Annotated in this window: 22 protein-coding genes and 1 pseudogene; 12 read left to right on the top strand and 11 right to left on the bottom strand. The window is 64.2% G+C overall.

Features of this window, described 5'->3' with window-relative positions; all coding sequences use genetic code 11:
• Nucleotides 1-68: 68 nt before the first annotated feature.
• Nucleotides 69-485, bottom strand: a complete 417-nt coding sequence (locus EH209_RS06435) for a response regulator (protein WP_126662073.1) — start codon at nucleotides 483-485, stop codon at nucleotides 69-71.
• Between the two features lie 153 nt (nucleotides 486-638).
• Complete coding sequence (locus EH209_RS06430) at nucleotides 639-1,715, bottom strand: Vms1/Ankzf1 family peptidyl-tRNA hydrolase (RefSeq protein WP_126662072.1); 1,077 nt, start codon at nucleotides 1,713-1,715, stop codon at nucleotides 639-641.
• Nucleotides 1,716-2,021: 306 nt separating this feature from the next.
• On the opposite strand from EH209_RS06430, the gene EH209_RS06425 reads away from it, so the two are divergent.
• Both EH209_RS06425 and EH209_RS06420 read left to right on the top strand, forming a co-directional pair.
• Nucleotides 2,022-3,545, top strand: a complete 1,524-nt coding sequence (locus EH209_RS06425; RefSeq protein WP_126662071.1) for an aldehyde dehydrogenase family protein — start codon at nucleotides 2,022-2,024, stop codon at nucleotides 3,543-3,545.
• A 9-nt stretch (nucleotides 3,546-3,554) separates the two neighbouring features.
• Nucleotides 3,555-4,007 (top strand): hypothetical protein, encoded by a 453-nt coding sequence (locus tag EH209_RS06420; protein ID WP_126662070.1) that lies wholly within the window; start codon nucleotides 3,555-3,557, stop codon nucleotides 4,005-4,007.
• Between the two features lie 45 nt (nucleotides 4,008-4,052).
• Here the strand turns inward: EH209_RS06420 and EH209_RS06415 are convergent, their stop codons facing one another.
• Nucleotides 4,053-5,042, bottom strand: coding sequence for a DMT family transporter (locus tag EH209_RS06415; protein WP_126662069.1), 990 nt, complete (start codon nucleotides 5,040-5,042; stop codon nucleotides 4,053-4,055).
• Nucleotides 5,043-5,312: 270 nt separating this feature from the next.
• Here EH209_RS06415 and EH209_RS06410 point away from each other — a divergent pair, with 270 nt between their 5' ends.
• From EH209_RS06410 to EH209_RS06405, 3 genes are all read left to right on the top strand, one after another.
• Complete coding sequence (locus tag EH209_RS06410; RefSeq protein WP_126662068.1) at nucleotides 5,313-6,110, top strand: helix-turn-helix transcriptional regulator; 798 nt, start codon at nucleotides 5,313-5,315, stop codon at nucleotides 6,108-6,110.
• A gap of 43 nt (nucleotides 6,111-6,153) precedes the next feature.
• Nucleotides 6,154-6,276, top strand: a complete 123-nt coding sequence (locus EH209_RS24940) for a hypothetical protein (RefSeq protein ID WP_282957085.1) — start codon at nucleotides 6,154-6,156, stop codon at nucleotides 6,274-6,276.
• A gap of 165 nt (nucleotides 6,277-6,441) precedes the next feature.
• Nucleotides 6,442-7,974 (top strand): TrkH family potassium uptake protein, encoded by a 1,533-nt coding sequence (locus EH209_RS06405; protein WP_126662067.1) that lies wholly within the window; start codon nucleotides 6,442-6,444, stop codon nucleotides 7,972-7,974.
• A 123-nt stretch (nucleotides 7,975-8,097) separates the two neighbouring features.
• On the opposite strand, the gene EH209_RS06400 is transcribed toward EH209_RS06405, so the two are convergent.
• Nucleotides 8,098-9,438, bottom strand: a complete 1,341-nt coding sequence (locus tag EH209_RS06400) for an FAD-dependent oxidoreductase (RefSeq protein ID WP_126662066.1) — start codon at nucleotides 9,436-9,438, stop codon at nucleotides 8,098-8,100.
• A gap of 458 nt (nucleotides 9,439-9,896) precedes the next feature.
• On the opposite strand from EH209_RS06400, the gene EH209_RS06395 reads away from it, so the two are divergent.
• Nucleotides 9,897-10,463, top strand: coding sequence for a metal-dependent hydrolase (locus EH209_RS06395; protein ID WP_211338327.1), 567 nt, complete (start codon nucleotides 9,897-9,899; stop codon nucleotides 10,461-10,463).
• 205 nt (nucleotides 10,464-10,668) lie between these two features.
• On the opposite strand, the pseudogene EH209_RS06390 reads toward EH209_RS06395, so the two are convergent.
• Nucleotides 10,669-11,034 (bottom strand): annotated as a pseudogene (locus tag EH209_RS06390) (DUF389 domain-containing protein); the annotation flags it as partial.
• Between the two features lie 217 nt (nucleotides 11,035-11,251).
• Here EH209_RS06390 and EH209_RS06385 point away from each other — a divergent pair.
• Nucleotides 11,252-12,556 (top strand): aryl-sulfate sulfotransferase, encoded by a 1,305-nt coding sequence (locus tag EH209_RS06385; protein WP_126662064.1) that lies wholly within the window; start codon nucleotides 11,252-11,254, stop codon nucleotides 12,554-12,556.
• Between the two features lie 314 nt (nucleotides 12,557-12,870).
• Nucleotides 12,871-14,634 (top strand): ArnT family glycosyltransferase, encoded by a 1,764-nt coding sequence (locus EH209_RS06380; RefSeq protein WP_164722005.1) that lies wholly within the window; start codon nucleotides 12,871-12,873, stop codon nucleotides 14,632-14,634.
• Between the two features lie 389 nt (nucleotides 14,635-15,023).
• On the opposite strand, the gene EH209_RS06375 is transcribed toward EH209_RS06380, so the two are convergent.
• Complete coding sequence (locus tag EH209_RS06375; RefSeq protein WP_126662062.1) at nucleotides 15,024-15,557, bottom strand: hypothetical protein; 534 nt, start codon at nucleotides 15,555-15,557, stop codon at nucleotides 15,024-15,026.
• Nucleotides 15,558-16,408: 851 nt separating this feature from the next.
• Nucleotides 16,409-16,630: a hypothetical protein gene (locus EH209_RS06370; RefSeq protein ID WP_126662061.1), complete on the bottom strand. Its 222-nt coding sequence runs from the start codon at nucleotides 16,628-16,630 to the stop codon at nucleotides 16,409-16,411.
• 254 nt (nucleotides 16,631-16,884) lie between these two features.
• Here EH209_RS06370 and EH209_RS06365 point away from each other — a divergent pair, with 254 nt between their 5' ends.
• Nucleotides 16,885-17,592, top strand: a complete 708-nt coding sequence (locus EH209_RS06365) for a glycosyltransferase (protein WP_126662060.1) — start codon at nucleotides 16,885-16,887, stop codon at nucleotides 17,590-17,592.
• Between the two features lie 57 nt (nucleotides 17,593-17,649).
• On the opposite strand, the gene gvpA is transcribed toward EH209_RS06365, so the two are convergent.
• Nucleotides 17,650-17,937 carry a gas vesicle protein GvpA gene (gene gvpA / locus EH209_RS06360; protein ID WP_008893968.1) on the bottom strand — a complete coding sequence of 96 codons (288 nt, stop codon included), beginning with the start codon at nucleotides 17,935-17,937 and terminating at the stop codon, nucleotides 17,650-17,652.
• A gap of 199 nt (nucleotides 17,938-18,136) precedes the next feature.
• On the opposite strand from gvpA, the gene EH209_RS06355 reads away from it, so the two are divergent.
• Nucleotides 18,137-18,535: a pyridoxamine 5'-phosphate oxidase family protein gene (locus EH209_RS06355; protein ID WP_126662059.1), complete on the top strand. Its 399-nt coding sequence runs from the start codon at nucleotides 18,137-18,139 to the stop codon at nucleotides 18,533-18,535.
• Nucleotides 18,536-18,781: 246 nt separating this feature from the next.
• Here the strand turns inward: EH209_RS06355 and EH209_RS06350 are convergent, their stop codons facing one another.
• Nucleotides 18,782-19,945, bottom strand: coding sequence for an NAD(P)/FAD-dependent oxidoreductase (locus EH209_RS06350; protein WP_126662058.1), 1,164 nt, complete (start codon nucleotides 19,943-19,945; stop codon nucleotides 18,782-18,784).
• A 116-nt stretch (nucleotides 19,946-20,061) separates the two neighbouring features.
• Between EH209_RS06350 and EH209_RS06345 the strand changes: the two genes are divergently transcribed.
• Both EH209_RS06345 and EH209_RS06340 read left to right on the top strand, forming a co-directional pair.
• The gene (locus tag EH209_RS06345) at nucleotides 20,062-20,988 is read left to right on the top strand and encodes an MBL fold metallo-hydrolase (protein ID WP_126662057.1); all 927 of its coding nucleotides are present in this window, start codon (nucleotides 20,062-20,064) and stop codon (nucleotides 20,986-20,988) included.
• Nucleotides 20,989-21,377: 389 nt separating this feature from the next.
• A complete protein-coding gene (locus EH209_RS06340) occupies nucleotides 21,378-21,524 on the top strand; it encodes a hypothetical protein (protein ID WP_229380089.1) in 147 nt (48 codons plus the stop codon).
• 195 nt (nucleotides 21,525-21,719) lie between these two features.
• On the opposite strand, the gene EH209_RS06335 is transcribed toward EH209_RS06340, so the two are convergent.
• Both EH209_RS06335 and EH209_RS06330 read right to left on the bottom strand, forming a co-directional pair.
• Nucleotides 21,720-22,793 (bottom strand): deoxyhypusine synthase, encoded by a 1,074-nt coding sequence (locus EH209_RS06335; protein WP_126662056.1) that lies wholly within the window; start codon nucleotides 22,791-22,793, stop codon nucleotides 21,720-21,722.
• A 118-nt stretch (nucleotides 22,794-22,911) separates the two neighbouring features.
• Entirely contained in the window at nucleotides 22,912-23,196 is a 285-nt protein-coding gene (locus EH209_RS06330) for a hypothetical protein (protein WP_126662055.1), read from the bottom strand.
• Nucleotides 23,197-23,215: the final 19 nt, after the last annotated feature.

Below are 23,215 nucleotides of genomic sequence, written 5' to 3'. Positions count from 1 at the left end.
CGGCTGCGAGTAAAGCGCGTAGTGCCTGCATTCGCGCGGATTTTAGGGCGCGCGGGTACCGGACGCGGTTACTCGGCGGGCTGTTCCGACAGCGACTGCACGATCGCGTTGAACTCGTCCGGATCGAGCGGCTTCTGCACGCGAGCGTCGACGACGGCTTCGACCTCGTCGGATTCGAACGCTCGGTCTTGCTGTGCGCCCGAGAGGACGATCACTAGAACATCCCTGACATCGTCGTCCATCCGCTCGAGTACGTCCGTCCCGTCCATCCGCGGGAGGTGAAGATCGAGGAGGATCGCGTCCGGCCGCGGGGCGTCGGCGTACTCGCCGCATTGAGAGAGAAAATCCAGCGCGTCGGACCCGTTGGAGACGACGTGGACGGTTGGTTCGAGCCCGGTCTCTTTCAACAGCTCCTTGGTCAACCGGACGTCACCGGGATTATCTTCCACTAAAAGTATTTCCCCAAAGGGATTTGGGCCATCCATTACTCTCTCAATGGTGACTCCGGTAGTTAAGAATTCGGTCTCTCGAGAGTCTAGCTCATCGTTGTCTGAACGTTCCGTTCGAAAACACGCCGGAATCTGCGACCGAATCGTTTCAGCTCCGGACGTCCCGCCAGCCGCGCCTTCTACGAGCCGTCAGTCGATCGGGAATCGCAACAGCGCTCCGACCCCGTCGAACGCCTCGGCGAACCGGGTGCCGTCGGGGAAGTCGTCGGGAACGACGACGGTTTCGCCGCCCTGCTGTTCGGTTCGCTCCCCGAGCTCCTGCAGGTCCGCGCCATCCAGACCCGTCGAGAGCAGCAGCGTCTCGACCGCGTCGAACTCGAGGGCGTCGTCGACTGCCTCGCGGCCGTAGGTGACAGGATCATCGTCGCCGACCCGATCGAAGAACTCGCCGAGCGTCTCGCGAACGTCGTCCCGATCGCGTTCTTCGAGGGCCACCTGTCCCTTCTCGGCGAGTTGCTCGAGGCCCTGCTGGGTGGCGTACTCGACGGCGAACTCGTCGACGATCCGGTCCTCGAGGCGGTGATCGAGGTCGGCCTCATCTCGGAACGTCTCGACGGTGCCGGTCGTTCCGCCCAGCAGGACGCTGTCGACGGGCTCGTCGCCGAGGAACGTCCGCTCGGCGCGGTCGGCGACCTCGTCGAAGAACTCTCGCTTCTGGCGCTCGCGGTCGCGTTCGAACCGCTCGGCGGACTGGCCGCCGGCGCTCGACTTCCCGGGGACCTCGCTCTCGAAGCTCTCGAGGGGTTCGACGCCCTCGTCGTCGAGCACGCCCAACGCGGCGCCGCCGCGTTCGACGACCAGCAGGCCGTGGGTCGACTCGGGCTCGGTGACGTCTTCGAGGGGCTCGAGGTCGAACTCGTTGGCGTGGCGGTAGATCGAGTCGTCGATGGGGACCGGTAGATCGTCGAAGACGACCGTCACGAGGTCGCCGTCGGGAACGCCGGCGTAGATCGCCAGCCCGCTCTCGGGGATCTCGTCGTACTCGTTCAGTTCGCTCCGGACGGTCTCCAGCGCGTCGGTGAGCGGTTTCGGAAACGACCGCTTGTCGAGCTGGTTCGCCTCCGCGTAGTCGGTCTCGACGGGTTGGCGAGCCTCGCCGATCGTCTCCTCTGGCGGGACGGCGAGGCTGACGAGGATATCCCGGTCGGCGCTTGCGGACGAGAGTCGGTCGAGCCGTTCGTGGAGTTCGTAGGATGCGAGTGCCATGGATCGGGTAGGGCGCCGGCGCCTCCGAACGCGAAAACGGGCGGTCGCAGGGGCGGCGAGCGTCCTCGCTACGAGAACCGCGAGGTTGAGCGACCTGCCGGCGTTCTCATGCAGATCGGCCGCTCGAGTGTCTCGAGTATGGGGACTCGAGACGGTACTCGCGCACGACTCTCGGGGAGGAACCAATAGAAGTTACGTTACCTCCGGAATTAAATGAAGATTTCTTTATAATAAACCTTGTGTGGTTATCGTGTCAGATTTCCGTCTACTAGTCTTATTACGTACTGTGTGGAACGGCGACGTAGAATGGCCACCGAATCGCAGCCGAGCGGCGACCGGACGGATAGTATCAGCCAGCGCCATCAGGAGACCGCAGCGGACGTCATTCCGCCGAATTTGAAACTGTATATCGGCGGCGACTGGGTCTCCAGTTCCGCTGGCGAAACGTTCGAAACGCGAGATCCGACGACGGGCGAGACGCTCGCGACGGTGCAGGCGGGTACCCACGAGGACATCGACCGGGCAGTGGAGGCCGCCTGGACTGCCTACGACGAGACGTGGTCGGGCTACTCGGCCGCCGAGCGCCAGCGCGTCCTCGAGGAGATCGCGGCCCGCGTCGAGGAGAACCAGGAGGCGTTCGCCCGCCTCGAGACCCTCGACAACGGGAAGCCGATCAGCGAGGCCAGAATCGACATGGAACTGGTCGCGGACCACTTCCGGTACTTCGCCGGGGCGACCCGCGTCAACGGCGGCGAGACGATCCCGAGCGGCGACGGGCAACACGTTCAGACGCTTCGCGAGCCCTACGGCGTCGTCGGACAGATCATCCCGTGGAACTTCCCGCTGTTGATGGCCGCCTGGAAGCTCGGCCCGGCGCTCGCCGCCGGCAACTGTTCAGTCCTCAAACCCGCCGAGGAAACCCCGCTCACAGTCCTCAAGCTCATGAACGAGATCGACGACGTCCTTCCGGACGGCGTCGTCAACGTCGTCACCGGATTCGGGCCCGACGCGGGCGAGCCGCTGGCGAAACATCCCGACATCCGAAAGATCGCCTTCACCGGATCGACCGAGGTCGGCAAGCAGGTGATGACCCAGGCCGCCGAGCACGTCCACGACATCACGCTTGAGCTGGGCGGGAAGAGCCCGCTGATCATCTATCCGGACGCGGATCTGGAGAAGGCGGTCGCCACGACGATCACGGCCATCTTCTACAACACCGGCGAGTGCTGTTCCGCGGGTTCGCGGCTGTTCGTTCACAGCGACATCAAAGACGAGTTCGTAGAGGCGTTAGCGTCGACCGCCGAGGACCTCACCGTCGACGACCCGCTGTTAGAGGAGACGACGCTGGGGCCGAAAGTCACCGAAGAGCAGGCCGAACGCACGCTCGAGTACATCGAGGAGGCCCGCGACGCCGGCGCCGACTTCCTGACCGGCGGTGACGTGCCCGACGACGAGGCGCTCGCGGAGGGGAGTTTCGTCTCCCCGACGCTGATCGACGACATCGACCACGACAACCGCGCCGTCCAGGAGGAGATCTTCGGGCCCGTCCAGGAGGTGTTCGAGTGGACCGACTACGAGACGATGATCGAACTGGCCAACGACGTCGACTACGGCTTGGCAGCGGGTATCATCACGAACGACATTACGAAGGCCTACGAGACGGCGAAGGACATCGAAGCGGGGAACGTCTGGATCAACCAGTACAACGCGTTCCCGGCCGGGATGCCCTTCGGCGGCTACAAACAGTCGGGAATCGGCCGCGAAGTCGGCTACGAGGCGCTGGCCGAACACTACACCCAGACGAAGACGATCAATCTCGCACTCGAGTGAGAGAGTGAGATGACCGACGCTGCGGCGGTGCCGTTTCCGTTTCCCCGGTGGGAGGGCGAGCGCGCGACCCACCTCACCGTCGCGCCCGACGACAGTATCTACGTCGTCCCCTCGGGGGCACACGAACGCCTTCACCGGATCGTGATCGGCGACCGAGACGTCACCGAGCGGTTCGATGGACTCCGAGGGACCAAGGTCGAACTCGCGCTCACCGGTTGGGTGCAGTTACAGAGCGATCGGCTGACCGATCGCGTCAACGTCGACGCGCCGGACGGGTTCGACGACGCGGCCCTCCTCGAGCGGTTCGCTCGGATGCACGACGCCGGGTCGGTCGCGGTCGCACGGTATCCGTCGGGGACCGTCGTCGCGAGTCCGCCGGCCGAACTGACGCTCCCCGGGCGCGGCGCTCGCGTCCCGGTTTCCGTACCCGACGGTCGGACGTCGACCGACGACTCCCGGTAGTCATCGCTGCCATCGTGGGCTGAGAAGACAGTTGCGTCGGGCCGATCAGTCCGAGCGGTACCCGCGCGGTTCCTCGGTGACGGACGCTCCCTCCTCGCAGGCGGGCGCTTCGGCCGTCGGGCCGGGCAGCCGTGAACGGATGTCGATCGAGTCGCTGCCAATGACAGCGAAGCCGGCGAAGATCGTCAGGAAGCCGACGATCGCCGACGTCGCGACGGCCTCGTCCAAGATCGCCCAGCCGCCCAGCGTCGAGACGACGGGTACGACGTAGAAGATCAGGTTCGCCGTGGTCGCCTCGGTCGCCTCGAGCAGCCCGAAGTAGGCGATGTACGCGAGAACGCCGGCGACGATGCTGACGTAGCCCAGCGCGACGAGCGCGTCGGTCGTCCACGTGATGGCACTCATCGACTCGCCGGTCGAGTAGGCGAAGCCGTGACAGAGGGCCGCCGCGATCGGGAGTCCCCACGCGATCCGGACCGTACTCGAGAGCGTGGCCGTCGAGCCGGCCCGGCGGATGAGGACCGCGCCCAGCGCGGCGCTGATCGCGCCGGCGAAGAGGATCGCTCGCCCGAACGCGTCGCCGCCCAGCAGGGCCGTGGGGTCGGGGCTGACCACGAGCACGACGCCGATCAGTCCAAGTCCCATCCCGATCGCACCGCGCCGCGAGAGCCGTTCGTCCGAGAGAAGAACGGCCGCGAACACCGGCGTCAGAATCGGGTTGAGACTGAAGACGATCGAGCCGACGGCGCTGGTCGCGTACTGCTGGCCGACGAACAGGAGGGCGTTCGCTAGTCCGATCACGAGGCCGCCGGTCGCGAGGATCGCGACGACGTCGCCCCGCGTTTCGGGCAGGAGGTCGTCGCCCGACGCGGTGAGCGCGACGTACCCCAGCATGACCAGCGCGGCGACGTCGAATCGAATCGCGACGAACAGCAGCGGCGGGAAGTACTCGAGGCCGGCCTTCGCCGCGACGAACGTTCCCCCGAAGAACACGCTCGAGCAGACGAAGAACGCGAGCGTTCGACGGTCGATCACTGGTCGATCACCACCGCACTCGTGCGATCGTACAGAGAAGTTGCCGACGGATCGTCAGTCGGCAGAAATTCTTCGAGGATCATCATACATCTACGTAGGGGGCCAGGGCATATAGTTTCCTTCAGAAAATATTTCACGGCAAGAAAGATCGCAGCCGGCGAGAGCGGACCGACGACGTGGGAAAGCCGTGCACCCTCGATGCACTTGATCAAGGTGTGAAATGATTTCACGGTGCGAAACGGCTTTCCCAAAGGGTGTCGAACGGAGCGTATGGAATCGGCACTCGAGGAGATCGAGTTCCTCGCGCTCTCGGCCAACCGTGTCGAGGTGCTCGAGTCCCTCGCCGAGGAGGGCCACACCCGCAACGAACTGGCCGCGGCGACCGGGGCCTCGCAGGCGACGCTGGGGCGCATTCTCGGCGATTTTCGGGAGCGGTCGTGGATCCGCCGCGAAGGCAGCGAGTACGTCGCGACGGCGACGGGCCGACTCGTCGCGTCGGGGATCACCGACCTCCAGCGGATCATCGAGACCGAACGGCGACTCCGCGAGGTCGTCGACTACCTGCCGCGTACGGAATTGACCTTCGACCTCCGACGGCTAGCCGACGCGACGATCACCACGCCCAGCCAGACCCGACCGAACGCGCCGCTGTCGCGGCTGCTCGAGTTGCTTGAGGGCGCCGACGACGTTCGGACGGTCTCCCACGCCTTCAATGAACAGACGCTATCGCTCGTCCAGGACCGGGCGGAAACGAGTGAGCAGACGTTTCGGGGCGTCTTCTCCCGAAGCGCGATCGAGGCCCTCGTCGACGACGCGGCGCTCCGGGACCGACTCGAGGCGCTGCTAGCGACCGACGGGACGGCGATCAGGGTCCGCGACGGGTCGGTTCCGCTCGCGGTGATGCTCCTCGACGACGTCGTCTACCTGCTCTTGCGCGACGAGCAGGGCGTCCTGCGGGCGTCGATCGACACCGACGACGAGGCGGTCCGGTCGTGGGCCGAGAAGACTATCGCGGAGTACTGGACGAACGCCGACTCGCTGTCGGACGCCGGATTCTCGCTCGAGTGACGGCGGCGGTACGCTTACGGGGCCGCCCGTGGGAGCGTCGACCATGAGCGCGGAGTGGCCTCGAGAGATCGGCGATCACACGGTGTCCGACGAGTGGATCTGCGAGGACTGCGGCGCCAGCTACGCCTGTCTCGACCAGTTCCGGGAGTCCCTGTGCGAGGCGTAGTAATCGCCGCGGGTCTGCGGTCCCGCGTGGACGCATCGAACGCCGACCCGGAACGCGTCTCGACCGCCAGCGGCGCGACTCGACGAGCGACGGGTCTCTGACGACTCCTCGCACACCGTCGATTTGCGGTAGCGTACCCGAAACCCAGTCCCACACTCAGTAACGATGGATCTCCACGTCGACTACCGCGTTTCGGTGAGTCTCGTCGGTACCGTCCTGAAGTACACGACAGTCCCGTTGTTTCTGCCGCTGGCGATCGCGGTCATCTACGGGGAGTCCGCCCTCCCGTTCGTCGTCACGATCCTCGTCGCGCTCGCCGTCGGCCTTGGTCTCGAGGAACTCCATTCGGAGCCGAAACTCGGACGGCGCGAGGGCTTTCTCTTCGTCGCGCTGACGTGGCTCGCCGTCCCGCTGATCGGCATGCTCCCCTATCTCGTCGCCGGTCAGGGGACGATCGCCTCCCCCGCGAACGCGCTCTTCGAGTCGATGTCCGGGTTCACGACGACGGGGTCGACCGTCCTCGGTGAGATTTCCGTCGAGCGCCACTCCCGATCGATCCTCATGTGGCGCCAGCTGACCCAGTGGCTCGGCGGGATGGGGATCATCGTCCTGATGGTCGCGATCCTCCCGCAGCTATCGGTCGGCGGCGCGCAACTGATGGAAGAGGAAGCCCCCGGCTTCAGCCTCGAGCGACTCACGCCCGGAATCAGGGAGACCGCGCGTGCGCTGTGGCGGATCTACATCGGCTTCACCGTCCTGGCCGTCGGCCTCTACTACGCCCTCCACGCGGGCGGACTCGCCCCGAACATGGACCTCTACAACGCCGTCGCTCACGCGCTCACGACGATGCCAACCGGAGGCTTCTCGCCCGAAGCGCGCAGCGTCGAGGCGTTCAGCCCCGCCGTCCAGTGGGCGGTGATGCCGTTCATGCTGATCGCCGGCACCAACTTCGCGCTCTTCTGGCACGCGTTCAACGGCCGCTCGGACCGGCTGTTCGAGAACTCGGAGTTTCGCTCGTACGTCGGGACGGTCGGGCTCGTCGGGGCGATCCTAACCGTTTTTCTGGTGACCGGCCTCGGACTGGCGGAGCCTCCCGAGTTCGTCGGCACCATCCCCGGCAACCTCGAGGCGTCGACCCGCCACGCGCTGTTCCAGTCGCTGGCGTTCATCACGACGACCGGCTACGCCAGCATGGACTTCAACACGTGGAGCGAGCCGACCCAGACCGTCCTCCTGTTCGCGATGTTCCTCGGCGGCTCCGTCGGCTCCGCCGCGGGCTCGATCAAGATCGTCCGCTGGTACGTCATCCAGCGGGTCGTCCGCCGCGAACTACTCACCGACGTCCACCCCAACGCGGTGGTCCCGATCCGCGTCTCCGACGAGGTCATCGACGAGGAAACGATCCACGGGCTGCTCGCCTTCACGCTGCTGTTTCTGATCCTGTTCGCCGTCTCGACGATCCTCATCTACTTCGACACCCATCGGATCGAGGAGAACCTGACCGCCTTCGAGGTGATGAGTGCGACGGTCGCCACGCTGGGGAACGTCGGTCCAGGGTTCGGTATCGTCGGGCCGATGAACAGCTTCCTGCCGTTCTCGGACGCCGCGAAGCTCTATATGGTGTTTCTCATGTGGATCGGTCGGCTCGAGATCCTCACCGTGCTGGTCGTGCTCACGCCGTCGTACTGGTGGGACTGACGTCCGCCGGGCAGTCACGCGACACGGGAGGTCGGTGACGCGGCGACTCGGTCTGGCTACGCCTCGAGTGCGAAATCGCGGACGGGGTCGAAAACGAGGTCCGAACGACGGCGATCGCCGTCGTCAGTTCGCGCGCGGGAAGTTGTCGATCGTCTCCGCGCGGAACGCCTCCTCGTCGAACTCGTAGTCGCCGTCGAGGAACTCGAGGACCTGCCGGGTGTCCTGCACGGCGTTTTTCAGACAGGTCGAGGCGCCCGGCGACGGCGTGATGTTGAAGATGATGTCGTCGCCGACGATCTTCGCCTCGCCCATGTCGAGGGATTTCTTGGTCGTGTCGACGATCTGCGGCCGAACGCCGCCGTACCCCTTCGCGCGCTCGATGTCCTCGAGTTCGACGCTCGGGACGACCTTCTGGACGTGCGGGAGGAACTGTCGCGGGCCGACCTCGGGGACGTCGTAGACGAGATTCCGGAGGACGTACGGCAGGAGGATCCGGTCGGACAGGATGTTCGCGTAACTGAGGAACGCCGCCGCGTTCAGCCCGAACACGTCGAGGAAGTCCTTTACGGTCGAGATGCGACCGCGCTCGAGGGTCGGGACGAGCTTCGCGGTCGGGCCGAACCGCGTGAGAGAGTCGTCGTGGACGTCCGCGTCGCCGTGGACCGCGGCGAAGGGGAGCTTCTTCATCTGGAGTGTGTAGACCTTCCCGTTGAGCAGATCGTCCGCGAGGAAGAAACTGCCCGCGATGGGGAGCAACACTTTGCCCTCGCCGTAGCCGAGTTCCTTGGCGATCTGGAGGCTGTGCGAGCCGGCGGCGACGACGGTGGCCTCACAGTCGAACCGGCCGTCGGTCGTCTCGATCGTGTAGCCGTCGAGCGTCGGCGTGATGTCCTCGACTTTCGTCCCGGTGAAGACGTCGACGTTGGATTCGTCCTTGACCTGTCGGACCAACGACTGTGTCACCGCACCGTAGTCGACGACGTAGCCGTCCGGCGTCTGTAACGCGCGCATCTCCTTCGAGGGGTCCCGACCCTCCACGACCTTCGGCTCGTAGTCGGCGATCTCCTCGCGCTCGATCATCTGGAGTTTTGGGAAGAGGTCGCCGAACCCCTCGCCCTCGTAGCGCTGCTCGAGTTCCGCGACTTCCGCCTTGCCGACGCCCAGCACCATCTTGCTGCGCTTGTCGTGCATCTCGCGGTCGTCGTCGTGGTTCTCGAGATAGCCCGCGAGGAGCTCTGCCCCTTCTTTGACTTCTTCGGCCTTCTCGAGGGTGTAGTTGGTCTCGATATCGCCGAAGTGGAGCGTCTGGGAGTTGTTCGTGTGGTTCGTATTGATCGCGGCGATCTCCCGTTCTTTCTCGATCAGTGCGATGGAGTCGACGTCCGAGAATTTCGCGGTGGTGTATAGAAGCGACGCACCGCTGATCCCACCGCCGACGATAACGAGGTCATATTTGCCAGACATGGTTGGTTTCGGTAGGTACCCGTTTCGACCGCTGTACTCCGAACGGATAACTCATATTCTTTCGATTGAACTTTCGTCGATCGACGAACGCGCTCTCGACGGGGCGAGAATCCAATAGTCAGCTTCGTTTCGACGAAACCGCTCGACGGATACCGTCCCCGTTCGATCGTTCCGTGCAGTTCGAACACATTGACTCGGTCCGTACGGTCGGTACGGAGCCGTCTTCCCCCGATCGTGTTTCGGCAGCTGTCGACAGGAACCGTCCGAGTGGGATGGCAGGGTGGTTTCGCCGTACTGGGAGTCGCAGCCATCTATCAGTTTAATTTGTGGCTTAAATATTCTCCTGGTGTCGTTGTTCTGACGGACCGTCGGCTGTCGGTAAAGAATTTCAATCGGCGCCTCTATCATCAATACGTGAAGATCGAGCTCGATCTGATGACGTTGGTGATGCCGTCGTGATGCCATGGGGACACGCGGCATTCGGCTACGTCCTGTACTCCCTCGGCCACCGGTTCGTGACGCGCGAGCCGCCGAACGGTCCGATCGTCGTTCTGGCTCTCCTGTTCGGCACGCAGCTCCCGGATCTCGTGGACAAAACGCTCTCGTGGGGTCTCCATCTCTTTCCGCAGGGGTATTCGGTTGCACACTCCATACTCGTCGCCATCCCGATCGGGTTGCTCGTCCTCGGGGCGACGGCGTCTGGACGCCGCGATATCGGCATCGCGTTCACCGTAGGCTATTGGTCGCACCTCCTCGGCGACGCGATTCTGGCGGTTCCGAAACTCGGCGTGTCGCCGAGCGATCGGCTCCTCTGGCCGGTCGTTACGCTGCCGCCGTACGACTCCGAGGTGACGCTGATCGGACGCGTCACTGCGATCTTCGGCGAACTCTCGGGCGAGATGCTGACCGGAGAGCACCTCGTCTTTCTCGCCATCTACTCGATACCGTATCTGCTGGTATTCTTGCTCTGGATCGTCGACGGAGCACCCGGCGTCGCGCAGTTTCTGCGCACGGATAACCGCTAGTCTCCTCTACCCGAGCACACCTCGCGAACCGGTCTCTCGGCGGCGAACGATTTCACTGAACGCGAGGGCACCGATGACCGTGCTCGAGCGGACGTCCCGTTTTGACTCGCGGTGTCCTACGTGCCGGTAGATGGACGCCGAACGCTGGTGGCCGCCGTTCGTCGAGGTCGCGGCGCTCCTGTGGATCGGCCTGCTCGTCGTCGCCGATCGCCGCGGCGACGGCGACGCCGGCGAGGGAGACGGGGAGGTCGGTCGCGAGCGCGAGCGCCCCGGCGAACCCGGCCGCAATGGCGATGACGATGACGAGCGTCAGGAGGTTCGGCGTGGCGAACCCGCTCACCTGCCCGACGAGACCGATGTCCAGCGTCGACGGCACGAACCTGGTCTGTTAGAGGAACACACTCATCACGACCGCGCCGACGAGCCCCGTTACCTGCGACGTAGCACTGTCGACGACTATTTCGCGGTCGCTGATGACGGCGCCGGCGCTCGCGGAGAGCGTCGACCCCGCAAAGGGCGCGATCACCATCGCACCGACGATGACGATGGCCGAATCCAGCAAGAGCCCGCCGCGATCGGGTCGTCGAGACCGGTCGGATCACGTTGCAGGCGTGTAGATCGATCGTCGCGAGTCACTGGTCGAGGATCGTCGCCGGTGGACGATCGTATTCGAACGCCCTCGCCGCTCCGACGTCATAGAAATCCTGACTTCCAACGGAGACGCCGATTAGCGCTAAGAGTCTCTTCACTGTACAGTTCCGTACGACTCCCTCCGTGGATCGAATCGTATGAACCAGCGAACCCGCGTCACCGTCGCCGCCGTAGTTATCGCCCTTCTGATCGCATCGCTCGGGGTCCAGGCGGTCGTTATCGAACGCGAACACAGAGTCGTCAACGACGACGGGCGGTATCCCGGGAACACGCTCGTCGGCGTCCATTCGTACGACGAGACCGGCCGGATCGTCGAACTGACGCCCGACGGTGAGGTCGCCTGGGAGTGGTCGGTACCGGAATCGAGAGTGTTCGGGGTCGAACAGCTCGACGAGGGGACGGTGCTGGCAGCCGTCGCCGTCAAGCGGCTCGCCGAAGACTGCGACGAGGAATACCTCGAGTACGAGGAGAAAGACGGCCACTGCGTCCGCAATCGCGTCGTCGAGATCGACAAGGAGTCGGGCGAGGTCGTCTGGGAGTACGACTGGTACGACGAGTTCATCGCCTGGCACGAGGTCCACGACGTCGAGCGACTCGAGAACGGCGAGACGGCGATCGTCGATATGGGGAACGATCGCGCGTTCACCGTCGACCACGACGGCGAGATCACCTGGGAGTGGCACGCCGAAGACCACCTGACGCCCGGCACGCCGTTCTACGAGGAGTACGGCGGCCCCGAAAAAGCGGGTGAACACGACGACTGGACCCACATGAACGACATCGACCGCCTCGAGAACGGCAACTTCCAGCTGAGCATCCGCAACTTCGACGTGATCATCGAGGTCGATCCGGAGACCGACGAGGTGGTCGACGTCATCGGCGAGCCCGGAAACCACGACGTATTGGACAAACAGCACAACCCCCACCGCATCGAAGATCAGGGGACGATGGTCGTCGCCGACAGCGAGAACGGCCGCATCGTCGAACTCGACGTCGAGTCCGAGGAACGCATCTGGCGCTACACCGGTCCCGCGACCGATCCCCTCCAGTGGCCTCGAGACGCCGACCGACTGCCCAACGGCAACACGCTCATCACCGACTCCCGAAACAACCGCGTGCTCGAGGTCGATCCCGACGGCGAGATCGTCTGGCAGTTCGGCGATCCCGACGGGACGGTCATTCCGCTGGCGTACGAAGCCGATCGCATCGGCGCCGGCGAACAGTCGGACGTCCCGCCGGGGAGCGAACTGACCGCGGTCGAGGACGAACCCGGCGCCATCACGGCGACGATTCGCGAGTGGGAGGCCATGGCCCAGTACGTCTTCCCGACGTGGATGCACCTCCCGCAGATACTGCACGTCGTCGGCATCGCCTTCGGGGTCCTGTGGCTCTGTGCGGAGGGAGTCGTCTTCGGCTGGCGGCGGTTCACTGGCAGTCGGTGAGTGGATTCGGATGCGTCGGGGTTGGGACCGACTCGAGTTCGGCAGGGCTGCTCCAGAAGACACCGCAGCTTCGGACTCTCTTGCGTCTCGAAGATGTTCTGCAGGGAGGAGAGGGCATCCACGGCGTCTTCGAGCGCGTTCGTTGGGATGATCGAGTACTCGGGACCGAATCGCTTCGTACCGTTTTCTTCACTCCGCGTCGATTACTGAATTAGTTGAATAGAACCAATAGCATAGGATACGACCGAGAATAGGCAGGGACAGGATCTTTTCGATCGGATCGCGGTTATCGGCGAATGAGGATATCGTCTCGAGTGCGTACCGGACCTCGAATCGCCGCATCGATGCTGATCGACTCGGTCAGAACCCTCCGCCCGACCGATCGGGACCGAACCCCGATCGCCGTCCTCCTCGCCGCCGGCGCGTACATCTACTACGTCGACCTTGGCGGGTCGACGCTCCAGTCCTTCGACGAAGCGATCTACGCGTCGATCGCGCGGCGGCTGAGCCGCGGCGGGTCGTGGGTCGTCCCTCGCGTCGACTGGGCCGCCGACGGGGCCGTCGTCGCCGAGATGCTCTTCCTGCAGAAGCCCCCGGGTGCGTTCTGGCTGCAGGCGATCTCGATGCGCGTCTTCGGTGCCACCGCGTTCGGCGCCCGCTTTCCGTCGGCGACGTTCGCGATCGCGACCGGCGTGCTCACCTACGTTTTCGGTCGGGACCTCTTCGACCGCAGGGCGGGATTCGTGGCCGGGCTGGTCTGGCTGACGACGCCGCAGGTGTTCGCGGGGATGAACGGCGGTCGGAACGGCGGAACCGATATCCCGCTCGTGTTCTTCGGCACCCTGTTCGTCTACCTCGTCTGGAAGGGCGTCGCCGACGATCGACGATACCTCGCGTACGCGGGGTTCCCGGCGGCGGGCGCACTCCTCGTCAAAGGACTGGCGGCCGGCACGTACCCGCTGGCGCTCCTCGGGCTGGTCCCCTTCGATCTGCTCGGGCGTCGACGGCTCCTCTCGCGAGAGGCGGCGATCGGTGCGGCGGTAACGCTCGCACTGGCGTTGCCGTGGCCGATCCTCGCCTGGCGCCGTCACGGTGGCCTGTTCCTCGAGGAACTCGTTTTCAAGCACGTGATCGCTCGGGCGAGCGGCTCGTTCCCACCGTATCACGAAACGACGTTCGGCTTCATGTCCTATCCGTACTTCCGACACCTTCCCTCGTACTTCGATCCGTGGCTGTACTTTCTGCTCCCGGCGGTCGGCGTCGTCGCCGTCGTCGCGGTTCGTGTTCGGGTTACTGAGGGGCGCTCGCAACCGCTGCGCGATACGACGTTCCTGCTGTGGTGGGCCGCGAGCGTCTTCACCTTCTTTTCGGTCACCGGGAACCAGGCCTGGTACATCCTGCCACTGTACGTTCCGGCGGGGCTGCTGGTCGGTCGCTCGGTCTCGCTGGTCGCGTCGCCCCGATCGATCGACCGTTCACTCGCGGTCGGCGGCGTCGTCACGGGCTGCGTCCTCGCGCTGGTCTTTACGTTTCGACTCGACGTGACCTCGCTCGTCCAGTACCGACTGCAGGATCACGTTCCCGGCGGCGTCGCGTTCGCACTCGTCCTCGTCGCCGCTGCGATCGCGGTTATCGCCGAGCGGCCGCTCGACGCGACGCTGCGGCGGCGGTGGCGCGACGTCGACGTCTCGCGGCTCCGGACCGTCGCGTTCGTAGCCCTCGCGCTCCTGCTCGTGTCCACGACCGCCGCACCGGTCGAAATGGGCGGCTCGGCGTTGGACGAGCAACAGGAGGCCGCGGGGACGCTGATCGACCACCAGATTCCCCCGGACGCGACGATCTTCGTCGTCCCCGAATCCACGCGGGCCGGCGGGTTTCACTCGCTGGTGTTCTACTCCGATCGGTCGATCGAGCCGGTCGAGGAGACGCGGGTCGAATCGAACGATCGAATCAGGTACCTGTTCGTCCACCAGGAAGCGGCGGCCAACTTCGATCGGGAGCACCGCGTCGTCGCCACGCTCCGCGACGAGGACGAGCGGTACTACGTCCTCGAGTTGGGGCTGCCCGACGGCAGATAGGGCCACGGTCGTGCCTTGGACACCGACGATCAATCCGTCTGATTCCGACCGGCGATCGAATGTCTCACACTGGTTGTGGATGCTCCGCTATGCATCTGTTCAGTAACGATACCATCCCTTCGTAAGTGATGCAGACCTCGGCACTCCTGTTGCGATCTCTTACGTCCAGCTCTCTCGAGTACCTTTTCGGATCAAGGAAGGGGATATGTAAATCGAAGGCCCCGGCACTCGAACAGGTACGGCGTACCGCTGGATTAGCTTAAAAGGGACTAGAACTCCGGGAGTTGGTGGGGATATCGAATCCATTCGCCTGTTTCAGCGATTTCTCCTCGATACCCGACTCGACGAGTTCGACACGGCACGCGACGCCGAAAACCGCACCAGCGGTTCTACGACCGGCCGCTCCGTTGCAGGAGTTCGTCACGAAGCCGTGCCAGGGTATGTCGCACCGTCCGTGTGACGATCGACTCGCGGGTGTAATCGACGTCCCACGCCTCGAGCACCCGCTGCATCGTCGCAGCGCCGTCCGATCGCCGAATCGCTTTCTCTTCGGCGTGTTTGAGCGGATGACGAAGCCAACTGTATTCGGCGTGTGCGTAGACGTCGGTCCGACCGCGGCGCCGCTCGAAGAGGACGACGTGGAGTTGTCGATTGGCGAGCCGGGACGATCGGTACGTCCAGCTCCCGTCCGATTTGTTGCCGACCAGCGTGTAGTGGTACAGGCTCAACGGGTCCCAGGTGAAGCCCTCATCGTGTAGCTTCGTCTCTACCTCCGCGATCGGAACCGAGACCGTCGCGACGTATCCTTTTGGCCAGACGCGGTACTCCGGCTGGCCGAACCGTTTCGCGACTCTATCGATCGTGGGTCCCATCTGCCGTCGAAGCCGGTGAGACATCATCGGTCGAACGTCGTCGTCGAGCATCGATGCGAGTTACTCGACTGAGAGCAAAAGGAATCGCTCGGCAGTTGCACCCACTATAACGAGCTCCTCCTCCGGGACGACAGCGCGGTCCGCTCGGATCGAGAGCGTTACCAGCACGAACTGAACGACGGTCGACGACGTGGCCACGGAACCGGTTTCGACGGGACCGAGTTCGGGACGGTCGCGTCACTGCAGCGGTGTCTCGAGGGCTGACTAGTACCTGTAAATCAGTGGCCTCGGCATTCGAACAGGAACGACTTACGAGTGTCACTGTATTAGAACCTCTGCGCATAGAAATCGAGGTTGATCTACTCGGATCTACTCCAGACAAGTCCATCTCGGTTCAGGAGTCGAGTGACAGATAGCAGCTGACCACATTTTGGGTAGAAAAATACCCCGTCTCCCTCCACACACTTATTGTCCCACGTTACCAACCATCATTCATGGAACGGAGGCGATTTCTCACAACGTCTGTGGTCGCCACAACGGTTGTGCTTGCTGGATGTAGTAGTCCAGACGACGATGGCGATGGAGGTGGTGGCGGATACCACCTCGATGAACCGCAGCAGTTGCGCTCTCGAGATAACTCCTGAATCTTGAGGTGACAGGCACCCGTGACATGCCCCGGTTTACTGATTCCTCTCCCCGCCTACCTGTGACTTCTCGGAATGTCTTAGATACCGTGAAAGATGAGACATGTTACCTGTAAATCGATGGCCTCGGCACTCATAGGGCTCGTCACGACCGGGTGCCGAGTCCGGCTCGGAGCGAGTGAATCGTCATCGGCCACTCGAGGCTACCACTGCGGCTCCTAAGACGGTTTGGATCGCGCCGAGAAACGCAGTCGCAGTCTACGACCTGCTCGCGGAATCGCCCGTCGCCGCGAAGGCAGTGTTGAACTCGTCCATCAGATTCTGGAGCTGGGCCGTGTTCCGGTGGGAGAACGTTTGCGGCGAGCGCTCGACGGCCGTCCGCGAGTCGGCTCGCTCGCTCGAGGCCGGACGGGGTCGCGCGTCGATGTGGTTTGGCTGCGGTTCTGGCTCAGATCGGGTCTGCAGGCGTTGTGTGCTCATGTCGGTCGGGTGTAGTGAGGTCGTCGAACGGTACGGGAACTTGTCGAAAGAGAGGCGAGTTTACGCTGCTACGTGTACGACCGACATCTGTACTCACCCGTAGCGCCTCCGAGGTAATAAAAGTTCATGATAGATAATATGTTTGGTAGTGAGTGTCTACCATGATTTCCGCTCCGTCTCGAACCCATACTACGTCATCGGTGCAATCGAGCGCCGAGACGTTATGCCGGTCGGTGAGAGAGAATCAGATCTCGATGGACGAGGGTGACACGACCCGGGTGCACCGCGGCGACGGACCCGACGGCCGACCGGACGTGAGCTTCGTGATCCCGGCGCGCAACGAGGCCGACTACCTCCGCGGCGCGCTCGCGAGCATCGCCGGACTCGACACGGAGTACGCGATCGAGGTGATCGTCGTCGACGGCGACTCGAGCGACACGACGCCGGCGATCGCCCGCGAGTACGGCGCGACCGTCCTCGACGAGGGCGGCAGGAGCATCGCGGCGGCCCGCAACCTCGGTGCGGCCCACGCCGACGGCGAGTGGCTGGCATTCGTCGACGCCGACACGAAACTGCGAGCCAACTACCTCACCGAACTGCTCGGCTACCTCGAGGCGAACGGGCTGGCGGCCGGCAGTTCCTACTGTCGGATCACCGGCCCGCGCCGGGCGATGCTGATGGCAGCGACGATCAACCGCGTCTTCTCGCACCTCGAGTGGCCCATCCTCCCAGGGTTCAACTGCGTCGTCCACCGGCGGGCGTTCGACGACGTCGGCGGGTTCCCGGAGGTCCCCAACGAGGACACGGCGTTCAGCCGGCTGCTCGGCCGCCGGTATCCGACGGGCTACTGTCCCGCGGTGTTAGTCGAGAGTTCGGGTCGCCGGATCGCCGATTGCGGACTGACGGGGACGCTGTGGCACTATCTCCGACTCGACGTCGGACGACTCCGAGCCGACTACTGAACGGCCGCCGGCGGGCAGGCGGGGATGTCGCGATGGCGCTCCGGAAAAATCGTCGTGCTACTGGGCCGCCGACTCGGGCGACGACTCCGCCCGCGGCTCGATCTCGAGCTCCTCGAGATCCTCCATATTGCCCTCGGCCGTCGCCTGCTCAATTTTGGCGATCTCCTCCGCGTAGTGCAGGAAGGTGTCGACGCTCGCGACGACGACGCGGGCCTCGACCGTCAGGAGTTCGATCCCGACGACCGAGACGCGCGCCCAGACGTCGATGACGACGCCCTTGTCGAGGATGCGATCCAGTACCTCTGCGAGACTCGAGGAGTCGGGTCGTCGTTGTGGTGATGCCATTGTCCCTCACTCCCACACTCAGACTGGCGACCAATTCATTACTCGGACTGCATCGGCAAGCCGACGGTCGGCACCGCAGCGGAGCGCGCCGCTCGCCGGTGGAAACGACCGATAAACCGAATCCCGCGTTCCGTAGCGACCGTGCCGTTGTGTCCCGGCACCGTCATGGCGCCCGCTTTTCTTCCTTCCCGTCGGCGACATGACCGTGTCGACCGTCCCCGAAGAAGCCGAACGGTTGCTCGAGAGCGAACCGGTGATGGCCCATCTGGGCACCTGCGTCGAGGAACGACCGCACGTCGCTCCGGTCTGGTACCGGTACGTCCCCGAGATGGAGATCGTCGAGATCGTCACGACGGGGCGTAAGCTGGCGAACATCCGGAAAAACCCGCGTGTCTCGCTATCGATTCAGAAAGACGAGGCGGGCCAGACCCACTGGATGGTGTCGCTGCTCGGCACCGCCACGGTCGTCGACGACTGCGCGGAGACGGCCGCGGCGCGGCACCAGATCAACGCGAAGTACGACGCGGAGCCCGCGGCCTACGCCGAGAACACGCTCGTCCGAATCGAGGTGGCATCGGCGAGCTACCGGACGTATTGAGGGAGGGGCGATGTGAACGACTACTCGGTAGCGGCGTCTCACAGTGGGCTAGACTGGGTACCTGGCGCGCGCTGGCGACCGGCCGAGCGATAGTGAGGCCAGTCGCCGACTTCTTGCGAGGGATGAGCGAGCGACCAGAGGGAGTGAGCGAATCGGCTGGGGAGGGCGTGGCGATTCCCCGTTGCCACGATAGCGGGACGCTTGCCGATAGACTTCTGCTCGAGCCCCGGTCCCGAACGAGACCAGTCACTCCCGACCGGGCGACGGCCCGCGCAGCCCCGGATGCGTCTCGAGGTCTCGAACGCGTCGCATCTGGGCGCGCAGATCCGCCGCGCTGCCCGGCACCGCGTCCACGAGCCGTTCCTCGACCTCTCGGTCGCTGCCGCCGTCTCCCTCGAGGGCCTCGAGTTCGTCTACGGACTTCGGAAACGGCCGGAGGTCCTTGTGGATCGCCAGCCCCGCGTAGGCGCCGTCGCCGATGGCGATTGTGGTCTGGTTCTGGCCGTGGGTGACGTCGCCGACGGCGTAGACGCCGTCGACGCTGGCCTCCCGGTTCTCGTCGACCGCGATAGCGCCGTCCTCGCGTAGGTCGCAGCCGAGGTCCGCGGCCAGATCGACGTTGTAGGTGGAGCCGTACATCGCGAAGCCACCCAGATAGCCCCGTTCGGTCCCATCAGCGAGCTCGAAGCCGCCGAGCCACGGCGGCTCGTCGTCGGGAATCGTCTCGTCGCCGTAGGCGGAGACGACGGCCGTGTCGATCACGTCGACCGGGTGGGCCTGGAGCTGCGCGTCGGTCTCCTCGTCCCACTCGGGCTCGCGGTCGTCGAGCAGGAGATCGACGTCGGCGGTGAAGTTGAGCATCGTCATTGCGACGCGGGCCGCGTGCTCCCCGTGTCCGAGGACGAACACGGAGCCGTCGCCCAGCGAGTAGGCATCGCAGTGCAGACAGTAGTGCAACCCTCGGCCCGTGAAGCGCTCGAGTTCCGGGACGTCCGGACTCCGATCCCGGAAGCCGGTCGCGAAGACGACTCGCCGGGCGTCGACGGTCGCGTGGGAGGACTCGAGCCGAAAGCGCGGTCCGCCGGCGTCAGCGACAGCGACGTCCGTGCTGTCGGCGCCGTCGTCACCGCCGTCGCCGGAATTCAACCGGGCGACGGACTCGACCGCGTCCGGAAAGAAGTCGCCACCGTAGTGCTCGAGCTGGTCGACGGCGTGGGTCGACAGCTGCTCGCCGGAGACGTTCTCGGAGACGCCCAGCAGGTTGTGGACGTGGGAGACCGCCGCGTGGCGGCCGCCCTCCTTCTCGAAGACGGCCGTGCGGTGGCCAAGTCGCGTGGTGTAAATTGCCGTCGTCAGCCCGGCGGGACCGCCGCCGATGACGGCGACCTCGTACTCGAGGGGATCGGTCATACGCGTCGGAGGTCGCCCAGCGGGTTGAGGCTGGGCCGTGAATATGCGGCCGGGATCGCTGAATCACCGCCTCCAGTAATTCGTATCACGCGCCGTGTCAGTCCCGCGCGTTCCGAATGGGATTGAAAAGCGGGCGCGGTGGAGGCCCGGCCACGAGTCTCGACCACGCCGCCGACCTCGAGTTGCCGACCGCGGAGACCGACGACGCCGACCTCGAGCAGGGGTCGATCTTCTTCGTCGGAACCGCGACCGTCATCATCGAGTACGCCGGCTTCACAATCCTCACAGACCCGAACTTCCTCCACAGCGGCGATCACGTCCATCTTGGCTACGGGATCAAATCGCGACGGCGAACCGATCCCGCCCTCGAGATCGAGGACCTGCCGCCGATCGACTTCGTCCTCCTCTCGCACTACCACGGCGATCACTTCGACCGCGTCGCCGAGGCGAAACTCGATTCGGACCTCCCGATCGTCACGACCCCGCACGCGGCGTCCGAACTGGCCGACAAGGGCTTTCGCGAGACCCACGCCCTCGAGACGTGGGACGAGTTCCGGATCCGCAAGGGCGAGGCCGAACTGACGATCACCGCGATGCCCGGCCGCCACGGCCCGCCGGTCGTCTCGAAGGGACTGCCGCCGGTGATGGGGAGCACGCTCGAGTTCCGGCCCGCCGACGCGGCGGCGAGTCCGGACGATCCGCCGCTGATGCGGCTCTACGTCTCGGGCGATACCCTGGTCTACGACGCGCTCGAGGAGATTCCCGAGCGCTACCCCGACATCGACCTCGCGCTGCTCCATCTGGGCGGAACGCGAATTCTGGGCGTGCTCCTGACGATGGACGCCGCCCAGGGCGTCGAGGCGGTCGATCTGATCGACGCCGACACCGCGATTCCGATCCACTACAACGACTACGAGGTGTTCCGGTCGCCGCTCTCGAACTTCAAGCAGGCGATCCGGAAAGCGGGGCTCGAGGACCGGGTGGACTACCTCGAGCATGGGGAAACCTACTCGTTCCAGCCGCTCTCGAATCGAGAGAACTAGGTGATCACCGGAATGTGGACTACACAGACGTGATTCGATCGCACAGTCTTCCCAGCAGAGTAACGAGAAATTGTATGTCGTCTGCTCGGAAGTGGATTATCGTAATTGCGTACCAGAAACAAATCAGGTGCATTATTAGTCAAAACGATACCATATAATATCTATTAACGGGAATGTACTTTCAGATATAATATGTGGAATAAACGCACGGCCAGAGGCCCGACAGATAACTTTTCTCTTGGCCATTACATTTTTACAAGTAGCCTGTTTTGGACACCCGTATGGCACGAATACGTCGAGTTGATGACCAGAGAGATATGGAGAAAGTCATAGACGATTTCATAACGCAAGGATACAAGATCAAAAACCAGGGTGAACGAAGCACTCTGATGAAGAAGAAGTCGTGGGGAAGCGGCGGGATGCACGTCGTCGTCGCCGTTCTCACGCTTTGGTGGACGCTCGGTATCGGTAACGCTGCGTACGCCATCTACAAGTATATGACTGCGGAAGAAGTCCAGATCAAGATCGACGAGTAACCGATTACGTCAGCAGGCGTTCTTCCAATCTCTCGGAGAAACGCTGCGAATTCTACCTGAATACGCAACAAATCGACTTCTAAACGGCCTCTTCGACTGCTAGTCGTAACGCCGAAATGGTATCCAGTCAGTGACGTGCTTGCGTTGCGTGTGCACGGTCGATAAATCCTCGCTCGCTTCTCGAGCGCTGTCCGACTAGTTCTCGAGTCGATCGAGGGCTGCGGCCACCACTAGCGGGAAGGTGATCGTCGCGTCGGCGTAGACGGAGACGTTGTCGGCGTCCTTCTCGAGTTTGCCCCACGAGCGGGCCTCGTCTAAGGTGGCGCCGGAGAGGCCGCCGGTCTGTTTAGGGTCCATGGTCAACTGGACGGCGTAGTCGTAGGCGTCGGGGGCGACAAGCATCGTCTGGAGGGTGAAGTTCTTCGGGACGCCGCCGCCGACGACGAAGGCGCCGGCTTCCTCGGCGTGGAAGGCGATGTCGGTCAGCGGCGTCATATCCGCCAGCGCGTCCAGCGTGAACGCGCCCGTCTGGGAGTACATCCATGCCTGGAGTCCGAGCACGGAGTCCTGGACTGCGGGACAGTAGATCGGCACGTCGTTTTCGTAGGCCGCGGCGGCGATCCCGGGCCCTTCGTCGACGTCGTCGCGCTCGTTGACCGCGGCGTTCGCTCGCCCCAACTCCTCGGTGAGTCGCTGAATCGAGACCGCGCCCTCTTCCTCGCACTCTTCCTCGAGGACGGGGAAGACCTCCTCGCGGAGGTGGCTCTCGAAGTCGGCGAAGAACTCCTGGGGGAGGTAGACGTTGTAGATGCGGTCGACGCCCTCGTCGCGCAGCGTCTCGTCGTGTTCGCGCTCGGTCTTCCCCTCGGCGTGGACCTCGCCGTGGTGGTGTTTCCCGCCGATGGCCTCGATGGCGTCGTGGGTGAGGTTCGCGCCGGTCGTCACGAGGACGTCGATGTGGCCCTCGCGGATGAGGTCGGCGACGATGCGTCGCATTCCCGTGGGGACCATCGCGCCCGCAAGGCCGAAGAAGACCGTCACGTCGTCGTCGAACATCGACTCGGTCACGTCGACGGCCTTGTGGAGGTCCGCAGCGCCGACGCCGGCGTTCCCGTACTGATCGGCGAGTTCGCCGACGGTCATTCCCGCCCGGACCTCGGCGTGGCCGACCGGATCGTGCGAAAACGTCTCCCGCTCGGGCTCGTGGTGGCCCTCTCCGTCCGCCTCGCTGTCGCCGTCGTCGCTCCCGTGGTCGTGCTCGTCGCTCATGTCCCCGCATCCGCGAGCCAGCGGTTTGAACGCCGCGGTTCGGTTCGATCCGCCTGCCCTTCGTCACTCCCGTGAGAGATACTGCTGCAACGCATCTGCCGGACGACCCGGTCGACCATTACGATACCAGCGAACTGAGCGCTGTCGCGATCAGTGCGACAAGTATCGCGATCGCCGTTACCCGCAGGACGATCGCGGATCGCCGTCGGTTCTTCGGCAGCAGTTCTGCAATACCTGACAGACCCATCGCAGCACCCATGACCAGCAGCGGGAGCGAACCGCTGTCGTACAGGAGTTCGAAGTACGCATAGAGCCCGAAGAACGCGAGCGAACTCCCGAGGGATATCCGCGCAGCGCCCCATCCGCTCGGTTCGGAAAAGAACTCTCTAATATGAACGCTCATATGCTCGAATACTACCCGC

The organism is Haloterrigena salifodinae (assembly GCF_003977755.1).
Taxonomy (GTDB): Archaea; Halobacteriota; Halobacteria; order Halobacteriales; family Natrialbaceae; genus Haloterrigena; species Haloterrigena salifodinae.
Note: the sequence above shows the minus strand (reverse complement) of the source record. Positions and strands in the feature narration are given on the sequence as shown.